The sequence below is a fragment of the Pseudomonas soli genome (assembly GCF_900110655.1).
Taxonomy (GTDB): domain Bacteria; phylum Pseudomonadota; class Gammaproteobacteria; order Pseudomonadales; family Pseudomonadaceae; genus Aquipseudomonas; species Aquipseudomonas soli.
On record NZ_FOEQ01000011.1, the window covers coordinates 44,930 to 62,384 of the forward strand.

At 64.0% G+C, this 17,455-nt stretch carries 11 protein-coding genes; 9 read left to right on the plus strand and 2 right to left on the minus strand.

The window, feature by feature from the left end; translation table 11 throughout:
- Positions 1 to 16: 16 nt before the first annotated feature.
- Entirely contained in the window at positions 17 to 706 is a 690-nt protein-coding gene (locus BMY03_RS20570) for a type 1 glutamine amidotransferase domain-containing protein (protein WP_094012125.1), read from the minus strand.
- Between the two features lie 145 nt (positions 707 to 851).
- On the opposite strand from BMY03_RS20570, the gene BMY03_RS20575 reads away from it, so the two are divergent.
- Together BMY03_RS20575 and BMY03_RS20580 are read left to right on the plus strand one after the other, a co-directional pair.
- Positions 852 to 1,301, plus strand: a complete 450-nt coding sequence (locus BMY03_RS20575; protein WP_094012126.1) for a nucleoside deaminase — start codon at positions 852 to 854, stop codon at positions 1,299 to 1,301.
- Positions 1,291 to 3,354 carry an ATP-binding protein gene (locus BMY03_RS20580; protein WP_177182938.1) on the plus strand — a complete coding sequence of 688 codons (2,064 nt, stop codon included), beginning with the start codon at positions 1,291 to 1,293 and terminating at the stop codon, positions 3,352 to 3,354. The genes BMY03_RS20575 and BMY03_RS20580 overlap by 11 nt, the downstream gene beginning before the upstream one ends.
- A gap of 9 nt (positions 3,355 to 3,363) precedes the next feature.
- Here the strand turns inward: BMY03_RS20580 and BMY03_RS20585 are convergent, their stop codons facing one another.
- Complete coding sequence (locus tag BMY03_RS20585) at positions 3,364 to 4,419, minus strand: HEAT repeat domain-containing protein (RefSeq protein ID WP_094012127.1); 1,056 nt, start codon at positions 4,417 to 4,419, stop codon at positions 3,364 to 3,366.
- Between the two features lie 248 nt (positions 4,420 to 4,667).
- Between BMY03_RS20585 and BMY03_RS20590 the strand changes: the two genes are divergently transcribed.
- From BMY03_RS20590 to BMY03_RS20620, 7 genes are all read left to right on the plus strand, one after another.
- Positions 4,668 to 5,867, plus strand: coding sequence for an amino acid aminotransferase (locus tag BMY03_RS20590; protein ID WP_094012128.1), 1,200 nt, complete (start codon positions 4,668 to 4,670; stop codon positions 5,865 to 5,867).
- 256 nt (positions 5,868 to 6,123) lie between these two features.
- Positions 6,124 to 7,404 carry a serine/threonine transporter gene (locus BMY03_RS20595; protein WP_094012129.1) on the plus strand — a complete coding sequence of 427 codons (1,281 nt, stop codon included), beginning with the start codon at positions 6,124 to 6,126 and terminating at the stop codon, positions 7,402 to 7,404.
- 165 nt (positions 7,405 to 7,569) lie between these two features.
- Positions 7,570 to 8,070, plus strand: coding sequence for a thiol peroxidase (gene tpx / locus BMY03_RS20600; RefSeq protein WP_094012130.1), 501 nt, complete (start codon positions 7,570 to 7,572; stop codon positions 8,068 to 8,070).
- Positions 8,071 to 8,361: 291 nt separating this feature from the next.
- The gene (locus BMY03_RS20605; RefSeq protein WP_094012131.1) at positions 8,362 to 9,642 is read left to right on the plus strand and encodes an MdtA/MuxA family multidrug efflux RND transporter periplasmic adaptor subunit; all 1,281 of its coding nucleotides are present in this window, start codon (positions 8,362 to 8,364) and stop codon (positions 9,640 to 9,642) included.
- On the plus strand, positions 9,639 to 12,737 hold the full coding sequence (locus BMY03_RS20610; RefSeq protein WP_094012132.1) for an MdtB/MuxB family multidrug efflux RND transporter permease subunit: 3,099 nt from the start codon (positions 9,639 to 9,641) through the stop codon (positions 12,735 to 12,737). Before BMY03_RS20605 ends, BMY03_RS20610 begins: the two co-directional genes overlap by 4 nt.
- Positions 12,734 to 15,844, plus strand: a complete 3,111-nt coding sequence (locus BMY03_RS20615; RefSeq protein ID WP_094012133.1) for an efflux RND transporter permease subunit — start codon at positions 12,734 to 12,736, stop codon at positions 15,842 to 15,844. Before BMY03_RS20610 ends, BMY03_RS20615 begins: the two co-directional genes overlap by 4 nt.
- Positions 15,841 to 17,325, plus strand: a complete 1,485-nt coding sequence (locus tag BMY03_RS20620) for an efflux transporter outer membrane subunit (protein ID WP_094012134.1) — start codon at positions 15,841 to 15,843, stop codon at positions 17,323 to 17,325. The genes BMY03_RS20615 and BMY03_RS20620 overlap by 4 nt, the downstream gene beginning before the upstream one ends.
- The last annotated feature ends 130 nt before the right edge of the window (positions 17,326 to 17,455 follow it).

Consider the following 17,455-nt stretch of genomic DNA (forward strand, 5'->3'; position numbering starts at 1 on the left):
AAGTTGTGGCGAACGTTCATTGTTGCCTGTTCAGGTAGCGGATCACCGCTTCGGCTACCTTGGTGCTTGATGCCGGATTCTGCCCGGTGATCAAGCTACCGTCCTCCACCACATAGGGCGCCCACGGGTCATCCGCCTTGCTGTACTCGCCACCGCGAGCACCCAGTTCGTTCTCGGTGAGAAACGGCACCACCTTGTCCAGCTCAACCAGTTTTTCTTCGGTATTGGAAAAGCCGGTGACCCTGCGCCCTTTGAGCAGCAAGCTGTTGTCGCCGAGCTTGATATTGAGCAGTCCCACTACTCCATGGCACACCGCGGCGACCGCGCCGCCGCGCTCATGGATCCGCCGTGTCAGCTCCTGCAATGGCTGGTTGTCGGGGAAGTCCCACATCACGCCGTGGCCACCGGTGTAGTAGATCGCGCTGTACTGGTCGGCCTTGACCTGGCCGGGGCTCAAGGTGGCGCCAAGGCGGTTCATGAACGCCTTGTCGTTGTACCATTGCCAGTCCAGGTCCGGCGCCATCTGCAGGCTGTGGGGGTCGATCGGTACATAGCCGCCCGCCGGGCTGACATAGTCGACGGTAAAACCCGCTTTTTGCACTGCGTCGACAAAGTGCACGGCCTCTCCCAGCCACAATCCTGTGGCGCGCTTGATATCGGGATACTTGGCGGTATTGGTCAGCACGATCAGGAGTTTCTTGTTCATGTGCGCATGCCCGTCGAATCCATGGGAAAACGTTTGGCCAGCAAGATCAAAAGCCATTTGAGCATAGCCCTCGCCACGCAATGCGCCATGGGCACGGGCGCTGTGCTAGGCTGCTGCAAAAGTCGACGTACTACCGGGAGACGCCATGGATCAGGACACTTCCATATTTATGCAGGCCGCCATCGACGAGGCCCGCAAGGGACTCGAGGAGGGCGGCATTCCGATCGGCTCGGTACTGGTGCACGAGGGCAGGATCATCGGCCGTGGCCACAATCGCCGCGTACAGCAGGGCAGTGCCATCCTGCATGGCGAGATGGATGCCCTGGAGAATGCCGGTCGGCAGCCAGCCCGGGTTTACCAGCAGGCCACCCTCTATACCACCTTGTCGCCCTGTGCCATGTGCAGCGGCGCAATCCTGCTGTACGGCATCAAGCATGTGATCATCGGCGAGAACGTCACCTTCATGGGCGAAGAGCAGTTGCTCGGCGACCGTGGCGTGCGCCTCGAGGTGCATGACGATGAAACCTGCAAGGCGCTGATGCGCCGGTTCATCGAAGCCAACCCAGAGCTGTGGAACGAAGATATTGGCCGCTGACCTGCACACCCAAGGCGCAGATATCCAGGTAATCCACCTGGCACCACCGTCGTCTTCTCTGGCCGAGGTGGGCAGGCCCATCGCCGGCTTCGACTGGAGCGCGACGCCGTTGGGGGCGTTGACCTCCTGGCCGCCTACCCTGCGCATCGCTGTAGACATGGTACTGATGTCTCCCTTTCCCTGTGCGCTGGCATGGGGCTCTGCCCTGACGGTCATCCACAATGACGCCTATCGGGTCTTGCTGGGCGGCGCAGCCGACCACCAGGGGCGTGCCTTCGACGCGCTCTGGGAGCAGTCATGGGAGAGTATGGGGGCAAGCGTATTCAAGGTGTTGCAGGGCCAGGGCAGCCTGATCGAGGATGCCCCGTTGGCAGTGTATCGAGAGGGTATCACTGGCAAGGCCTGGGTCTCTGGCTGCTTCTCGCCTATTCGTGACGACGGTGGTGCGGTTGCCGGGTTTCTCCACGCGCTGTTCGAGACCACTGCCAGTGTCGGGGCCTGCCACGAATGGCGCGAGCTGGCGCAATCCTTCGATGCGCGCCTGGCGCAGTACCTGGCCGATCCTGAACATACCTGGCAGCTGTCGCCTGATGTGATGCTGATGCTCGACGCCGACCTGCGCGTGCGCACGGCCAACCCTGCTTGGCATCGGCTGCTGGGTTGGGATGAGGCTGCGCCGATGCAAATGGCGCTCCCCGACCTGTTCCATCCCGCGGACCGTACCGAAGCGCAGTTGACGCTGATGGCGCTTGTGCAGGGACACGCCGCGCCGCCCTTCGAGGGTCGGGTTCGCCATAGCGACGGTCATTACTGCTGGTTCCGTTGGACTGGCAGTGCCCACCAGCTGTTGCCGACGCTGGTGGGGAGGAACATCACCGCTGACCGCCATGAGGTCCAGCGTCTGGCTGAGGCGGCGGTGCGTGATAGCCAGCGCATGGAAGGGGTTGTGAAGGTGGCGGGTGGGCTGGCACACGAAATGAATAACGTACTGTCGGGAGTCGGCAGTAGCCTGGAGCTGCTCGAACGACGCCTCGCCCAGGGACGAATGGAACGGGTGGATGAATATGTGCGAATGGCACGGGAGTGTGCCCAGCGCGCTATTGGCCTGACCCAGAACTTGCTGGCGTTTGCCCGGAGCCAGCCATTGGCGCCGAATCCGCTGAGCATCAACCGGCTGTTGGAGGAAGCGGAGCCCATACTACGCCAGACCTTGGGCGCCGAGATGACCTTGAATATGCAACTGGATGTGGCGCCTTGGCCCTTGCAGGTCGATCCGGATACCTTGCGTAACGCGCTTCTGCACTTGTGCAGTAATGCACGCGATGCCTGCCTGGGTGAAGGCAACCTGACGATCCATACCGCCAACGAGCGGCTGGAGATGCCCAGCGAAGGGCCGGAAGCCTTGCCGCCGGGGGACTACGTCACGCTGCAGGTCGAGGACGATGGGCATGGCATGAGTCGTCAGGACCTGGCAAGGGTGTTTGAGCCGTTCTACACCACCAAGCCCTTGGGGCAGGGAGCCGGCCTGGGGCTACCTATGGTGCATGGTTTCGTACAGCAGTCCGGCGGCCAGATGTGGATTGAGTCGGCGATCGACCAGGGTACCAGGGTCGTCATGATGTTCCCCCGCTATCAGGGGACGTTGCCGGACAGCATCGCTCATGATGCGACGCCGCGACAGATGCAGAGTGAACGGTTGTTGCTGGTCGATGATGAAAGCAACCTGCGTGGCCTGATGAAGGAGGCGCTGGTTGATTACGGTTTCGAGGTGTGCGACGTGCCTGATGCCAACAGCGCGTTAGGGCAATTCAGGCATGGCGGCCCGTTCGACCTGGTGATAACCGATATCGGCCTGCCGGGTGGGTTCAGCGGTCGTCAGGTAGCCAGGGCACTGCGCATGATGAAGCCAGAACAGAAGATCCTGTTCATCACCGGGTATACCGCCGAGCCGGTGGAACAGTCCCTGCTTGACGAACCGGGCACGGCATTGATGTTCAAGCCGTTTTCGTTGCAGATGCTGGTAGAGCAGATTCAGAGGATGTTGCAGGCCTGAAGCCGGCGATCACAGCCCCTGCTGCAAGTAGGGGTCGTCCGGGTTCTGCCGCTCAAGTTCGGCCAGCAGCACCTGGACATTCTGCAACTGTCCGGTTTCCTTCCAGTACTCGATCAGTAGTACCCGGGCCTGGCGGTTGGCGGGTTGACGGTTGAGCACGGTCTCCAGCTGTTTCTGCGCGGCATCGAGCTGGTCCAACTGATGCAGAGTGATGGCCAGCGTATAACGGTACTCGGTGTTTTCCGGTTCCAGTTCGACCGCCCGGGAAAGTGCCAGCAGGGCATATTCCTGTTGTTCGTGGCGGGTCAGCCACAGCCCCAGTTCATACTGCAAGAAGGCGGAGTCAGGGCGTAGCGCCAGCGCCTTGGCGAGTACCTCGCGGGAGGCGTCATGCTGGCCCTGCTGCTCCAGCAAGCGGACTTGCGTGGCCAGGGCGTCCAGGCCTTCTGGGGCCACAGCCAGGCTGCGCCGCAGGGCCTGTGTGGCGGCGTCATAGGCTTGTTCGTGCATGTAGAGCCGGGCTAGGTGCAGCTGTGCGGCGGCGTCGTCAGGCTGTTGTTCCAGGGCCTGTTCGTACTGTTCCAGAGCCGTCTGCAAGGGCCCGAAGTACAGGCCGATGGCGTCCGGGTCCAGGCCCAGCAGCGCATCCACCGCGGCGAAGCGCACACTCTGCTCGTCATCCTCCAATAACGGCCCCAGAACCAGGCTGCGCTGGGCGGCCGGCAACAGGCGACGGATGCTGCCGATGGCAGCCCGACGTACCAACGGATCGGCGTGCTCGAGGCCCATGCTGGCCAGTTTCAAGGCCTGTGGCGAAGGGTAGTTGGGCAATTCGGCATACAACGCGGCGCGGCGGATGGGGGGCAGGTCGTCGCGTTGCAACTGCTGGTACAACACCCGCGCGGCGCCCGGCAGGCCATCATGTGCCTGGCGCAGGGCCTTGGCGTAACTGTGGGGTGGCAGGCTGGGCGGTGCGGGTTGCCGGTCACGCCACAGATAGCCGATCGCAACGGGCAGTACAAGCAGAAGTAACAGGGCGATCAGGAGGAGGCGGTGTCTGGGCATCTCGCGGTCCGTGGTGGCGGTATCGCAGAGCTTGGGGCAGACAGGTAGCAAATGCAATGATCAGGGTACGATCCCGGGGCAGCGCCGAGTTGCAGGTTCAGCAGCACGTGGACAAGCTGTGTGCTGTCGGCGTGCTTTGCAAGCGTGCAGGGACTGCTTGCATTTCGGTGATGTTCCTCGTGGCGCTCTGCGGGTATCCTCGCCTGAGCCTTTCCTGAACTGTCCTGATTTCCAAGGAGCTGCACGCTGTGTTCAAACATGTCGATGCCTATGCCGGCGACCCGATCCTCTCGTTGATGGAAACCTTCAAGGCCGACCCGCGGGCCGCCAAGGTCAACCTGAGTATCGGCCTGTACTACGACGAAGCCGGCGTGGTGCCGCAGCTGGCGGCGGTGGCCGAGGTGGAGAAACGCCTGGCCGGCCAGCCCCATGAAGCCTCGCTGTACCTGCCGATGGAAGGCCTGGCCGCCTACCGCCAGGCGATCCAGGCGCTGCTGTTCGGCGCCGAGCACCCGGCCGTCGCCGCTGGCCGCGTGGCCACCGTGCAGACCGTCGGCGGCTCGGGCGCGCTGAAAGTCGGTGCCGACTTCCTCAAGCGTTACTTCCCAGGCTCCGAGGTGTGGGTGAGCAACCCGACCTGGGACAACCACCGGGCAATCTTCGAAGGCGCGGGCTTCAAGGTGCACACCTACCCGTACTTCGACCCGGACACCCGCGGCCTCGACTTCGCCGGCATGCTGGCCAGCCTGCAGGCCTTGCCGCAGAACAGCGTGGTCCTGCTGCATCCGTGCTGCCACAACCCCACCGGCGTCGACCTGGACCAGCAGCAGTGGCAACAGGTGGTAGAGGTGGTCAAGGCGCGCCAGTTGATCCCGTTCCTCGATATCGCCTACCAGGGCTTCGGCGAAGGCCTGGTCGAAGACGCCTATGCGATCCGCGAAATGGCCCGTGCCGGCGTGCCTTGCCTGGTCAGCAACTCGTTCTCGAAGATCTTCTCGCTGTACGGCGAGCGGGTAGGGGGCCTGTCGGTGGTCTGTGATGATGCCGCCACCGCTTCCAGCGTGCTTGGCCAGCTCAAGGCCACTGTGCGCCGCAACTACTCCAGCCCGCCCGCTTTCGGCGCCCAGCTGGTGGCCGGCGTGCTAGGTGACGCTGCGCTCAACGCGCAATGGGCCGCAGAGGTGGAGGTAATGCGCAAGCGCATCCTCGACATGCGCCAGGGCCTGGTCGACCTGCTCGGCGAGCTGCTGCCAGGCCAGGACTTCCAGTTCTTCCTGCGCCAGCGGGGCATGTTCAGCTATACCGGTTTCAGCGTGGAACAAGTGCGTCGGCTGCGTGAAGAGTTTGGCGTGTACCTGATCGACAGCGGCCGGGTATGCATGTCCGGGCTGCGCCCGGCCAACCTGCGTCAAGTGGCCGAGGCATTTGCCGCCGTGCACAAGGGCTGACATCGGCGCTGGCCGAACTGGCTTTACCGCGGGGCAAGTCGCATCGGCGCACCGAAGCGACTTGCCCCGCGGTAGTTTTTGCAACCCGAAATCCTGCTTTCTTGTACATACAAGTGCAACCGTCCCTCGGGCGGGGCTTCCCCAAGTGCAACCTTTGCATGCACAATCGCGCCCCTCTTCCCCGGTTGAGTTGGGCGAATCGTCTATTTCGCCATTCTCAGCCTGTTGCAGTCTTGCGAGTGGAGCTTCACCCGGAATGAATGAGCAGGCCCCAAGCGTTGAACAACGCTTTGCAGAATCGACCCCCGCCACCCTCGGCAGCTGGTCGCGTCAAGACACCACCTGGATGCTGGGCCTGTTCGGCACGGCCATCGGCGCCGGAACCCTGTTCCTGCCCATCAACGCCGGCCTTGGCGGTTTCTGGCCGCTGCTGGTCCTGGCTTTGCTGGCTTTCCCCATGACCTACTTCGCTCATCGCGGGCTGACCCGTTTCGTGCTGTCGGGCAGCAAGGGCGGTGATATCACCGACGTGGTCGAGGAACATTTCGGCATCACCGCCGGTGCGCTGATCACCGTCTTGTACTTCTTCGCCATCTTCCCGATCCTGCTGATCTACAGCGTGGCGCTGACCAACACCGTCAGCAGCTTCATGGAGCACCAGCTGCATATCGCGCCGCCGCCGCGGGCAATCCTGTCGTTCGTGCTGATCCTCGGCCTGCTGGCCATCGTGCGCTGCGGCGAACAGGCCACGGTCAAGGTCATGAGCCTGCTGGTGTATCCGTTCATCGTCGCCCTGGCTTTGCTGGCCCTCTACCTGGTGCCGCACTGGACCGGCGGCATCCTTGACACCGCTACCCAGGTGCCGTCCGGCTCGGCCTTCCTGCACACCGTGTGGCTGGCCATTCCGGTGATGGTGTTCTCGTTCAACCACTCGCCGATCATCTCGGCCTTTGCCGTTGATCAGAAGCGCCGCTACGCCGAGCACGCCGACGAGCGCAGCGGCCAGATCCTGCGCCGCGCCCACCTGCTGATGGTGCTGATGGTGCTGTTCTTCGTGTTCAGCTGCGTGCTGACCCTGAGCAGCGCCCAGCTGGCTGAAGCCAAGGCGCAGAACCTGTCGATCCTGTCCTACCTGGCCAACCACTTCGAGCAGCCGGCCATCGCTTTCGCCGCGCCACTGATCGCCTTCATCGCCATCGCCAAGTCGTTCCTGGGCCACTACATCGGTGCCAGCGAAGGCCTCAAGGGCATGATCGTCAAGACCGGCATGCGCCCGGGCGCCAAGGCCCTGGACCGCATCGTCGCCGCACTGATGCTGGTGGTGTGCTGGATCGTCGCCACCCTCAACCCGAGCATCCTGGGCATGATTGAATCGCTCGGCGGTCCGATCATCGCCGTGCTGCTGTTCCTGATGCCGATGTATGCCATCCGCCGCGTGCCGTCGATGCGCAAGTACAGCGGTGCGCTGTCCAACGTGTTCGTGGTGGTGGTCGGCCTGGTGGCCTTGACCTCGGTGGTTTACGGCCTGCTGGCCTGATGCATTTCTGAATGCGGTGTGCCCGGGTGGCTTGTCGCGATCCGGGCATTTTTTTGTCCACAAGAATTGTCTGGCAATGCAACAATTTCATGTTTGGTTATAGGCACTTGCGCGTCTTCATGCTTAACTCGAGGTCTTTTTCCAAACCCGCAAAGGATTTCCGTCATGGCTCAAGTGACTCTCAAAGGCAACCCGGTTCAAGTCAAAGGCGAGCTGCCGAAAGCTGGCGCCCAGGCACCTGCCTTCTCCCTGGTGGCTGGCAACCTGGCCGATACGTCGCTGAAAGACTTTGCCGGCAAGCGCAAGGTGCTGAACATCTTCCCAAGCGTCGATACCCCGACCTGCGCCACCTCGGTGCGCAAGTTCAACGCTCAGGCCAACGACGTGGCCAACACCGTGGTGCTGTGCATCTCCGCCGACCTGCCGTTCGCCCAGGCGCGCTTCTGCGGCGCTGAAGGCCTGGAGAACGTGAAGAACCTGTCGACCCTGCGTGGCCGCGAGTTCCTGGAAAACTACGGCGTGGCCATCGTCGATGGCCCGCTGGCCGGCCTGGCCGCTCGCGCCGTGGTGGTGCTGGACGAAAACGACAAGGTGCTGCACAGCGAGCTGGTGGGCGAAATCGCCGACGAGCCGAACTACGATGCGGCACTGGCTGTCTTGAAGTAACGCCACGCGCCCGTTTGGGCGGCGTGGGAGCGGGCTTGACCCGCGATTGCACGTTGAAGGCAGACGTCATAGCCTGATACGACGCCATTGCGATGCTAGCCCGCTCTCACTGGCGGGTTACACCCTGTTACGGCCTGGACCCTGTTCCAGGCCGTTTTCATTTAAAGTTCACCCCTTTGCCAACGTCAGCCGAAGGTAAAGCACTGGTAAAGCCCCTTTGCTAAAACGATGCCAGTGCTTATCGTTCACGCTCGCCACACCGTCATTCTCTGAACAAGGTTCGTTCAACCCATGCAAGCCTCCAATTCCCGTTCCCCTCGTCGCTGGCTGTTCGGCCTGCTGATCCTGCTGCTGGTGGCCCTGTTGGCCTGGTGGCTGTGGCCCGCAACGACCGCCCATAAAGAGGGTGGCGGGCATCGCCCAGGCAAAGGCATGGGCGGCCGGCCGGGTTTTGGCGCCTCCACCGAAGCGGTGCCGGTGCGCGTCGAGCCTGCGCGGGTGGGTGACTTCCCGCTGTACTACAAGGCCCTTGGCACCGTGACCGCGACCAACACGGTCAACGTGCGCAGCCGGGTGGCCGGCGAGCTGGTCAAGATCCACTTCAAGGAAGGCCAGCAGGTCAAGGCCGGTGACCTGCTCGCCGAGATCGACCCGCGCAGCTACCGCATCGCCCTGCAGCAGGCCGAAGGCACCCTGGCGCAAAACCAGGCGCAACTGAAGAATGCCCAGGTCGACCTGGCCCGTTATAAAGGCCTGTATGCCGAAGACAGCATCGCCAAGCAGACCCTGGACACCGCCGAGGCACAGGTCGGGCAATTCCAGGGGCTGGTCAAGACCAACCAGGCGCAGGTCAACGATGCCCGCCTGAACCTGGCGTTCACCCAGATCCGTGCGCCGATCAGCGGTCGCCTTGGCCTGCGCCAGCTGGACCTGGGCAACCTGGTCGCCGCCAACGACACCACGGCGCTGGTGGTCATTACCCAGACCGAACCGATCAGCGTCGCCTTCACCTTGCCGGAAACCCAGCTCGACACCGTGCTCGCCCGCTACCGCAGCGGTGCCAGCCTGCCGGTCGAAGCATGGGACCGTGGCGATCAGAAGCTGCAGTCCACCGGCGTGTTGGGCAGCCTCGACAACCAGATCGACACCGCCACCGGCACCCTGAAGTTCAAGGGCACCTTCCAGAACACCGACCACGCCCTGTTTCCCAACCAATTCGTCAATGTGCGCCTGTTGGCCGACACCCTGAAACAGGTGGTACTGGCGCCGACCGCGGCCATCCAGTTCGGCAATGACGGCACCTTCGCCTACGTGGTCAACGCCGAGAACACCATCAACATCCGCCCCCTCAAGGTCGGTGCGAGCGATGGTGAGAACAGTGTGATCGTCGAGGGCCTGGCCGCCGGTGACCGCCTGGTGCTGGAAGGCACCGACCGCCTGCGCGAAGGCTCCAAGGTCGAGGTGGTCGAAGACAGCTCGCAAGTGCCGACCACCCCGGGCCAGCATCTGCAGGGGCAGGGCGCCAAGGGCTCGGCGCAGACTGGTGAACCAGGCTCCAAGGCGGGCGCATGAACCTCTCGCGCCTGTTCATCCTGCGGCCGGTCGCCACCACGCTGAGCATGCTGGCCATCGTCCTGGCCGGCCTGATCGCCTACAAGCTGCTACCGGTGGCGGCCTTGCCCCAGGTCGACTACCCGACCATCCGCGTCATGACCCTGTACCCCGGCGCCAGCCCCCAGGTGATGACCAGCGCCGTCACCGCGCCACTGGAGCGTCAGTTCGGCCAGATGCCGGGCCTCGAGCAGATGGCCTCGACCAGCTCCGGCGGCGCTTCGGTGCTGACCCTGCGTTTCAACCTCGACATGAACATGGATGTCGCCGAGCAGCAGGTACAGGCCGCGATCAACGCCGCCAGCAACCTGCTGCCCAGCGACCTGCCGGCACCGCCGGTGTACAACAAGGTCAACCCGGCCGACACGCCGGTGCTGACCTTGGCCATCTCGTCCAAGACCATGCCGCTGCCCAAGCTCAACGACCTGGTCGACACCCGCGTAGCGCAGAAAATCGCCCAGATCAGTGGCGTCGGCATGGTCAGCATCGCCGGCGGCCAGCGCCAGGCGGTGCGGATCAAGGTCAACGTCGACGCCCTGGCGGCCAACGGCCTGAACCTGGACGACGTGCGCACCCTGATCGGTGCCTCCAACGTCAACCAGCCCAAGGGCAACTTCGATGGCCCGACCCGGGTGTCGATGCTCGACGCCAATGACCAGTTGCGCTCGCCGGCCGAGTACGCCAATCTCATCCTCAAGTACAACAATGGCGCACCGCTGCGCCTGAAGGACGTCGCCGAGATCGTCGACGGCGCCGAGAACGAGCGCCTTGCCGCCTGGGCCAACCAGAACGAGGCGGTCCTGCTGAACATCCAGCGCCAACCCGGCGCCAACGTCATCGAGGTGGTCGACCGGATCAAGGAACTGCTGCCGTCGATCACCGATAACCTGCCGGCGGGTCTGGACGTGAGCGTGCTCACCGACCGTACCCAGACCATCCGTGCCGCCGTGCGCGACGTGCAGCACGAGTTGCTGTTCGCCATTGCCCTGGTGGTGATGGTGACCTTCCTGTTCCTGCGCCGGGCGTCGGCCACGATCATCCCGTCGATCGCCGTGCCGCTGTCGCTGATCGGCACCTTCGGGGTGATGTACCTGGCCGGTTTCTCGGTCAACAACCTCACGCTGATGGCCCTGACCATCGCCACCGGTTTCGTGGTGGACGATGCCATCGTCATGCTGGAGAACATCTCCCGGCATATAGAAGAGGGCGAGACACCGCTGCAGGCCGCGCTCAAGGGCGCTAAACAGATCGGTTTCACCCTGATCTCGCTGACCTTCTCGCTGATCGCGGTATTGATCCCGCTGCTGTTCATGGCCGACGTGGTCGGGCGGCTATTCCGCGAGTTCGCCATCACCCTGGCGGTGGCCATCCTGATTTCCCTGGTGGTGTCACTGACGCTGACGCCGATGATGTGCGCCCGCCTGCTCAAGCGTGAACCAAAGGAAGAGGAGCAAGGCCGCTTCTACCGGGCCAGCGGTGCCTGGATCGACTGGCTGATCAAGCACTACGCCAGTGCCCTGACCTGGGTGCTCAAGCGCCAGCCGTTGACGTTGCTGGTGGCCGTGGCCACCTTGGCGTTGACCGTGGTGCTTTACCTGATGGTGCCCAAGGGCTTCTTCCCGGCCCAGGACACCGGGGTGATCCAGGGTATTTCCGAGGCACCGCAGTCGACTTCGTTCGCCGCCATGAGTCAACGCCAGCAGGCCCTGACCGAGGTGATCCTGCAGGACCCGGCGGTGCAGAGCCTGTCGTCGTACATCGGCGTGGATGGCGACAACGCCACCCTAAACAGCGGCCGCCTGCTGATCAACCTCAAGCCCCATGGCGAGCGCGACGTGACGGCAGCCGAGGTGATCAGCCGCTTGCAGCCGCAGCTCGACAAGCTGGTCGGCATCCGCCTGTTCATGCAGCCGGTGCAGGACCTGAGCATCGAGGACCGGGTCAGCCGCACCCAGTACCAGTTCAGCCTCAGCTCGCCGGATGCCGACATGCTTGCCGAGTGGAGCGGCAAGCTGGTGCAGGCACTGAAGGACCGCCCGGAACTCCAGGACGTGGCCAGCGATCTGCAGGACAAGGGCCTGCAGGTGTACCTGGTGATCGACCGCGACATGGCCAGCCGTCTCGGCATCACCGTGGCGCAGATCACCAACGCCCTGTACGACGCCTTCGGTCAGCGGCAGATCTCGACCATCTACACCCAGGCCAGCCAGTACCGCGTTGTGCTGCAGTCGCAGACTGCGGCCAGCCTCGGTCCGCAGGCGCTTGAGGCGGTCCACGTCAAGGCCGCCGACGGCGGCCAGGTGCGCCTGTCGGCCCTGGCGCGCATCGAGCAGCGCCAGGCCCAGTTGGCCATCTCGCACATCGGCCAGTTCCCGGCGGTGATGATGTCGTTCAACCTGGCCCATGGCGCGTCCCTGGGCGAGGCGGTCAAGGTGATCGAGCAGGTGCAGCAGGACATCGGCATGCCGATCGGCGTGCAGACCCGCTTCCAGGGCGCTGCCGAGGCGTTCCAGGCCTCGCTGTCGAGTACCTTGCTACTGATCCTCGCCGCCGTGGTGACCATGTACATCGTGCTCGGCGTGCTCTACGAGAGCTACATCCACCCGGTGACCATCCTCTCGACGTTGCCTTCGGCGGCGGTGGGGGCCTTGCTGGCGCTGTTGCTGAGCGGCAACGACCTGGGCATGATCGCCATTATCGGCATCATCCTGCTGATCGGCATCGTCAAGAAGAACGCGATCATGATGATCGACTTCGCCCTGGAAGCCGAGCGCCATCAGGGCATGAGCCCGAGTGATGCGATCTATCAGGCTGCGTTGCTGCGCTTCCGGCCGATCCTGATGACCACCCTGGCCGCGCTGTTCGGTGCCGTGCCGCTGATGCTCGCCACCGGTTCCGGCGCCGAGCTGCGTCAGCCGCTGGGCCTGGTGATGGTTGGCGGCCTGCTGGTGAGTCAGGTGCTGACCCTGTTCACCACACCGGTCATCTACCTGTACTTCGATCGCCTGGCTCGTCGCTGGCGCCCGCTTGACGATCCGCGGCAGGCCGAAGCATGAACCTCTCCGCACCTTTCATCCGCCGGCCTGTGGCCACCATGCTGCTCAGCCTGGCGATCATGTTGCTGGGCGGGGTGAGTTTCGGCCTGCTGCCGGTGTCGCCGTTGCCGCAGATGGATTTCCCGGTGATCGTGGTACAGGCCAGCCTGCCTGGAGCCAGCCCCGAGGTCATGGCGTCCACCGTCGCCACGCCGCTGGAGCGCAAGCTTGGCGCCATTGCCGGCGTCACCACCCTGACCAGCAGTTCCAACCAGGGCTCGACCCGGGTGATCATCGGCTTTGAACTGGGCCGCGACATTGATGGTGCGGCACGCGAGGTGCAGGCCGCGATCAACGCTACCCGCAACCTGCTGCCCAGCGGCATGCGCAGCATGCCCACCTACAAGAAGATCAACCCTTCCCAGGCGCCGATCATGGTGCTGTCGCTGACCTCGCAGGTGCTGTCCAAGGGCAAGCTCTACGACCTGGCCGACACCATCCTGTCCCAGAGCCTGTCACAGGTCAGCGGGGTAGGGGAAGTACAGATCGGCGGCAGTTCGCTGCCGGCGGTGCGCATCGAGCTCGAGCCGCAACTGCTCAACCAGTACGGCCTGTCCCTGGACGATGTGCGCGCCGCGGTGGCCAACGCGAACCAGCGCCGGCCCATGGGCTTTGTCGAGGACAGCGAGCGCAACTGGCAAGTGCGCGCCAACGACCAGTTGGAGCAGGCCGAAGACTACAAGCCTATCATCATCCGCCAGCAGAATGGTTCGATCCTGCGGCTGTCGGATGTGGCCAAGGTCAGTGATGGCGTGGAAAACCGTTACAACAGTGGCTTCTTCAACGACGAGAGCGCTGTGCTGCTGGTGGTCAACCGCCAGGCCAACGCCAACATCATCCAGACCGTCGACCAGATCAAGGCCGAGCTGCCGGCACTGCAGTCGCTGTTGCCGGCCAGCGTCAAGCTCAACGTAGCCATGGACCGCTCGCCGGTGATCAAGGCCACCTTGAAGGAGGCCGAGCACACCTTGCTGATCGCGGTGGTGCTGGTGATCCTGGTGGTGTACCTGTTCCTCGGCAACTTCCGCGCCTCGCTGATCCCGAGCCTGGCGGTACCGGTGTCGCTGGTGGGTACCTTCGCCGTGATGTACCTGTGTGGGTTCTCGCTGAACAATCTGTCGCTGATGGCGCTGATCCTTGCCACCGGCCTGGTGGTGGACGATGCCATCGTGGTGCTGGAGAACATCTCCCGACACATCGAGAAGGGCGAGAGCCCGATGCGCGCGGCCTACAAAGGCGCGCAGGAGGTCGGTTTCACCCTGCTGTCGATGAACGTCTCGCTGGTGGCGGTGTTCGTCTCCATCCTGTTCATGGGGGGGATCGTTCGCGGGCTGTTCAAGGAATTCTCGATCACCCTGGCGGCGGCAATCATCGTCTCGCTGGTGGTGTCGCTGACCCTCACGCCGATGCTCTGCTCGCGCTGGCTCAAGATCCATGGCCCGCAGCAGCAGACCCGCCTGCAACGCTGGAGCGACCGTATTCACCAGCGCATGGTCGCCGGCTACGACAAGAGCCTGGGCTGGGCGCTGCGCCACAGGCGCCTGACCCTGCTCAGCCTGCTGGCCACCATCGTACTCAACATCGCGCTGTACGTGGTGGTGCCCAAGACCCTGATGCCGCAGCAGGACACCGGCCAATTGCAAGGTTTCATCCGCGGCGATGACGGGCTGTCGTTCACGGTCATGCAACCAAAGATGGAAATCTACCGCCGCGCCCTGCTCGCGGACCCGGCCGTGGAGAGTGTCGCCGGCTTCATTGGCGGCAACAGTGGTACCAATAATGCGTTCGTGCTAGTACGACTGAAACCGATCGCCGAGCGCAAGGAGAATGCGCAGAAAGTCATCGACCGCTTGCGCAAGGACCTGCCGAAGATACCCGGCGGGCGTCTGTACCTGATGGCCGACCAGGACCTGCAACTCGGTGGCGGCGGGCGCGACCAGACCACCTCCCAGTACCTGTACACCTTGCAGAGCGGCGATCTGGCCGCTTTGCGCGAATGGTTCCCCAAGGTCGCCGCCGAGCTGCGCAAACTGCCCGAGCTGACCGCCATCGACGCCCGTGACGGTGCTGGCACCCAGCAGGTGACCCTGGTGGTCGACCGTGACCAGGCCAAGCGCCTGGGCATCGACATGGACATGGTCACCGCGGTGCTCAACAACGCCTACAGCCAGCGACAGATCTCGACCATCTACGACAGCCTCAACCAGTACCAGGTGGTGCTTGAGATCAACCCGAAATACGCCTGGGACCCGAGTACCCTGGAGCAGGTGCAGGTGATCACCGCCGACGGCGCCCGGGTGCCGCTGTCCGCCTTTGCCCGCTACGAGAACAGCCTGGCCAACGACCGCGTCAGCCACGAAGGGCAGTTTGCCTCCGAGGACATCTCGTTCGATGTTGCCGAAGGCTACAGCCCCGACCAGGCCCTGGCCGCGCTGGAGCGGGCGGTGGCCAGGCTTGGCCTGCCCGAATCGGTGATCGCCAAGCTCGGTGGCGACGCGGACGCGTTCACCAAGACCGCCCAAGGCCAGCCGTTCATGATCCTCGGCGCCCTGGTGCTGGTGTATCTGGTGCTGGGCATTCTCTACGAGAGCTACATCCACCCGCTGACGATCCTCTCCACACTGCCCTCGGCCGGGGTCGGCGCCTTGCTGGCGCTGTACCTGACCGGTGGCGAATTCAGCCTGATCTCGTTGCTCGGTCTGTTCCTGCTGATCGGCGTGGTGAAGAAGAACGCCATTCTGATGATCGACTTGGCCCTGCAACTCGAGCGCCATGAAGGCTTGTCACCGGAGGCGTCGATCCGCCGTGCCTGCCTGCTGCGCCTGCGGCCGATCCTGATGACAACCCTGGCCGCGATCCTCGGCGCGCTGCCGCTGCTGCTCAGCCGCGCCGAGGGCGCCGAGATGCGCCAGCCGTTGGGCCTGACCATCATCGGCGGCCTGGTGTTCAGCCAGATCCTCACCCTCTACACCACGCCTGTGGTCTACCTGTACCTCGACCGCCTGCGCCACCGGTTCAACCGCTGGCGCGGCGTGCGCACCGACGCTGCCCTGGATACCCCGCTATGAACTTTGCCCACACCCGAATCCATCGTGCCCTCAGGCTGCTGACCCAAGGGCGCGGCTCGCGCCTGGTCAGCGCCGGGTTGTGCGTGGCCATGCTCAGCGCCTGTACCTTGAGTCCGGACTATCACCGCCCGGAGATCAGCACCCCGGCGCAGTTCAAGCAGGCCGAGGGCTGGACCCAGGCCAACCCGTCCGATGCCGTCGCCCGCGGGGCATGGTGGGAGCTGTATGGCGACAAGCAGCTCGACGCCCTGGTGGAAGAGCTCAACCGCAGCAACCAGACGGTGGCGCAGTACGAAGCGCAGTATCGTCAGGCCCAGGCGCTGGTGCGCAGCAGCCGCGCCGCGCTGTTCCCCTCATTGAACCTCACCGTTGGGAAGAACCGTTCGGCCCAGGGCACCGGGAGCTCCAGCTCGAGCCTGTCGAACAACAGCAGTGGCATCCGCGATACCTACAACGCGCAACTCGGCGTGAGCTGGGAAATCGACCTGTGGGGCAAGCTGCGTGAAGCCATGAACGCCAACGAGGCCAGTGCCGAGGCCAGCTTCGCCGATATGGCGGCCATTCGCCTGAGCCAGCAGTCGGAGCTGGTGCAGAACTACCTGCAACTGCGGGTCATCGACGCGCAGAAACGCTTGCTCGAGGCCACGGTAGCGGCCTATGAACGGTCGTTGAAGATGAACGAGAACCAGTATCGCGCCGGGGTTGCCGGGCCGGATGCCGTAGCCCAGGCACGTACCCAGCTCAAGAGCACCCAGGCCGACCTGATCGACCTGGCCTGGCAACGCGCGCAGTACGAAAACGCCATTGCCGTGCTGATGGGCAAGGCCCCGGCCGACTTCGCCCTGGCCGCGAGCGGCGACATTCCGGCATTGCCGCAGGTGCCGGTGTCGCTCCCTTCGCAGTTGCTCGAGCGCAGGCCCGACATCGCTTCAGCCGAACGCAAGGTCATGGCGGCCAACGCCAACATCGGCGTCTCCCGGGCGGCGTACTTCCCCGACCTGTCCCTGAGCATGAATGGCGGGTACTCCAGCAGCAGTTTCAACAACTGGATCGAGCTTCCCAACCGTTACTGGTCCGTCGGCCCGCAGTTGGCGTTGACGTTGTTCGATGCCGGCAAGCGTAGCGCCGAGGTGGACCGCAGCGTGGCGGTGTACGACCAGACCGTGGCGCAGTACCGGCAGGCCGTGCTGGATGGGTTCAAGGAGGTCGAGAACTACCTGGTGCAGCTCAAGGTGTATGGGGACGAAGCCGTTGTCCGGCAGGAAGCGCTCGAGGCGGCGCGGGAGTCGTTGCGCTTGACCGAGAACCAGTACAAGGCCGGGTTGATCGGTTACCTGGACGTGGTGAACGTGCAGACCACGGCGCTGAGCAGCGAACGCAGCGTGTTGACCCTGTTGCAGGGGCGGCTGGTGGCGAGCGTGCAGTTGATCGCGGCGCTTGGCGGTGGCTGGGATGCTCGCACGCAGTTGGCCGAGCAGTGACCTGCTGTTGGCGACTTGGCCCGTGACGCTGTACCGCATCTCAGATAGCCAGATGGCGCGTGGCGTTTGGCCATTTCTCGTGCAAACTGGGTAAAGCCACCTCGTCGGTGGCACAATCCATTGCACGAGG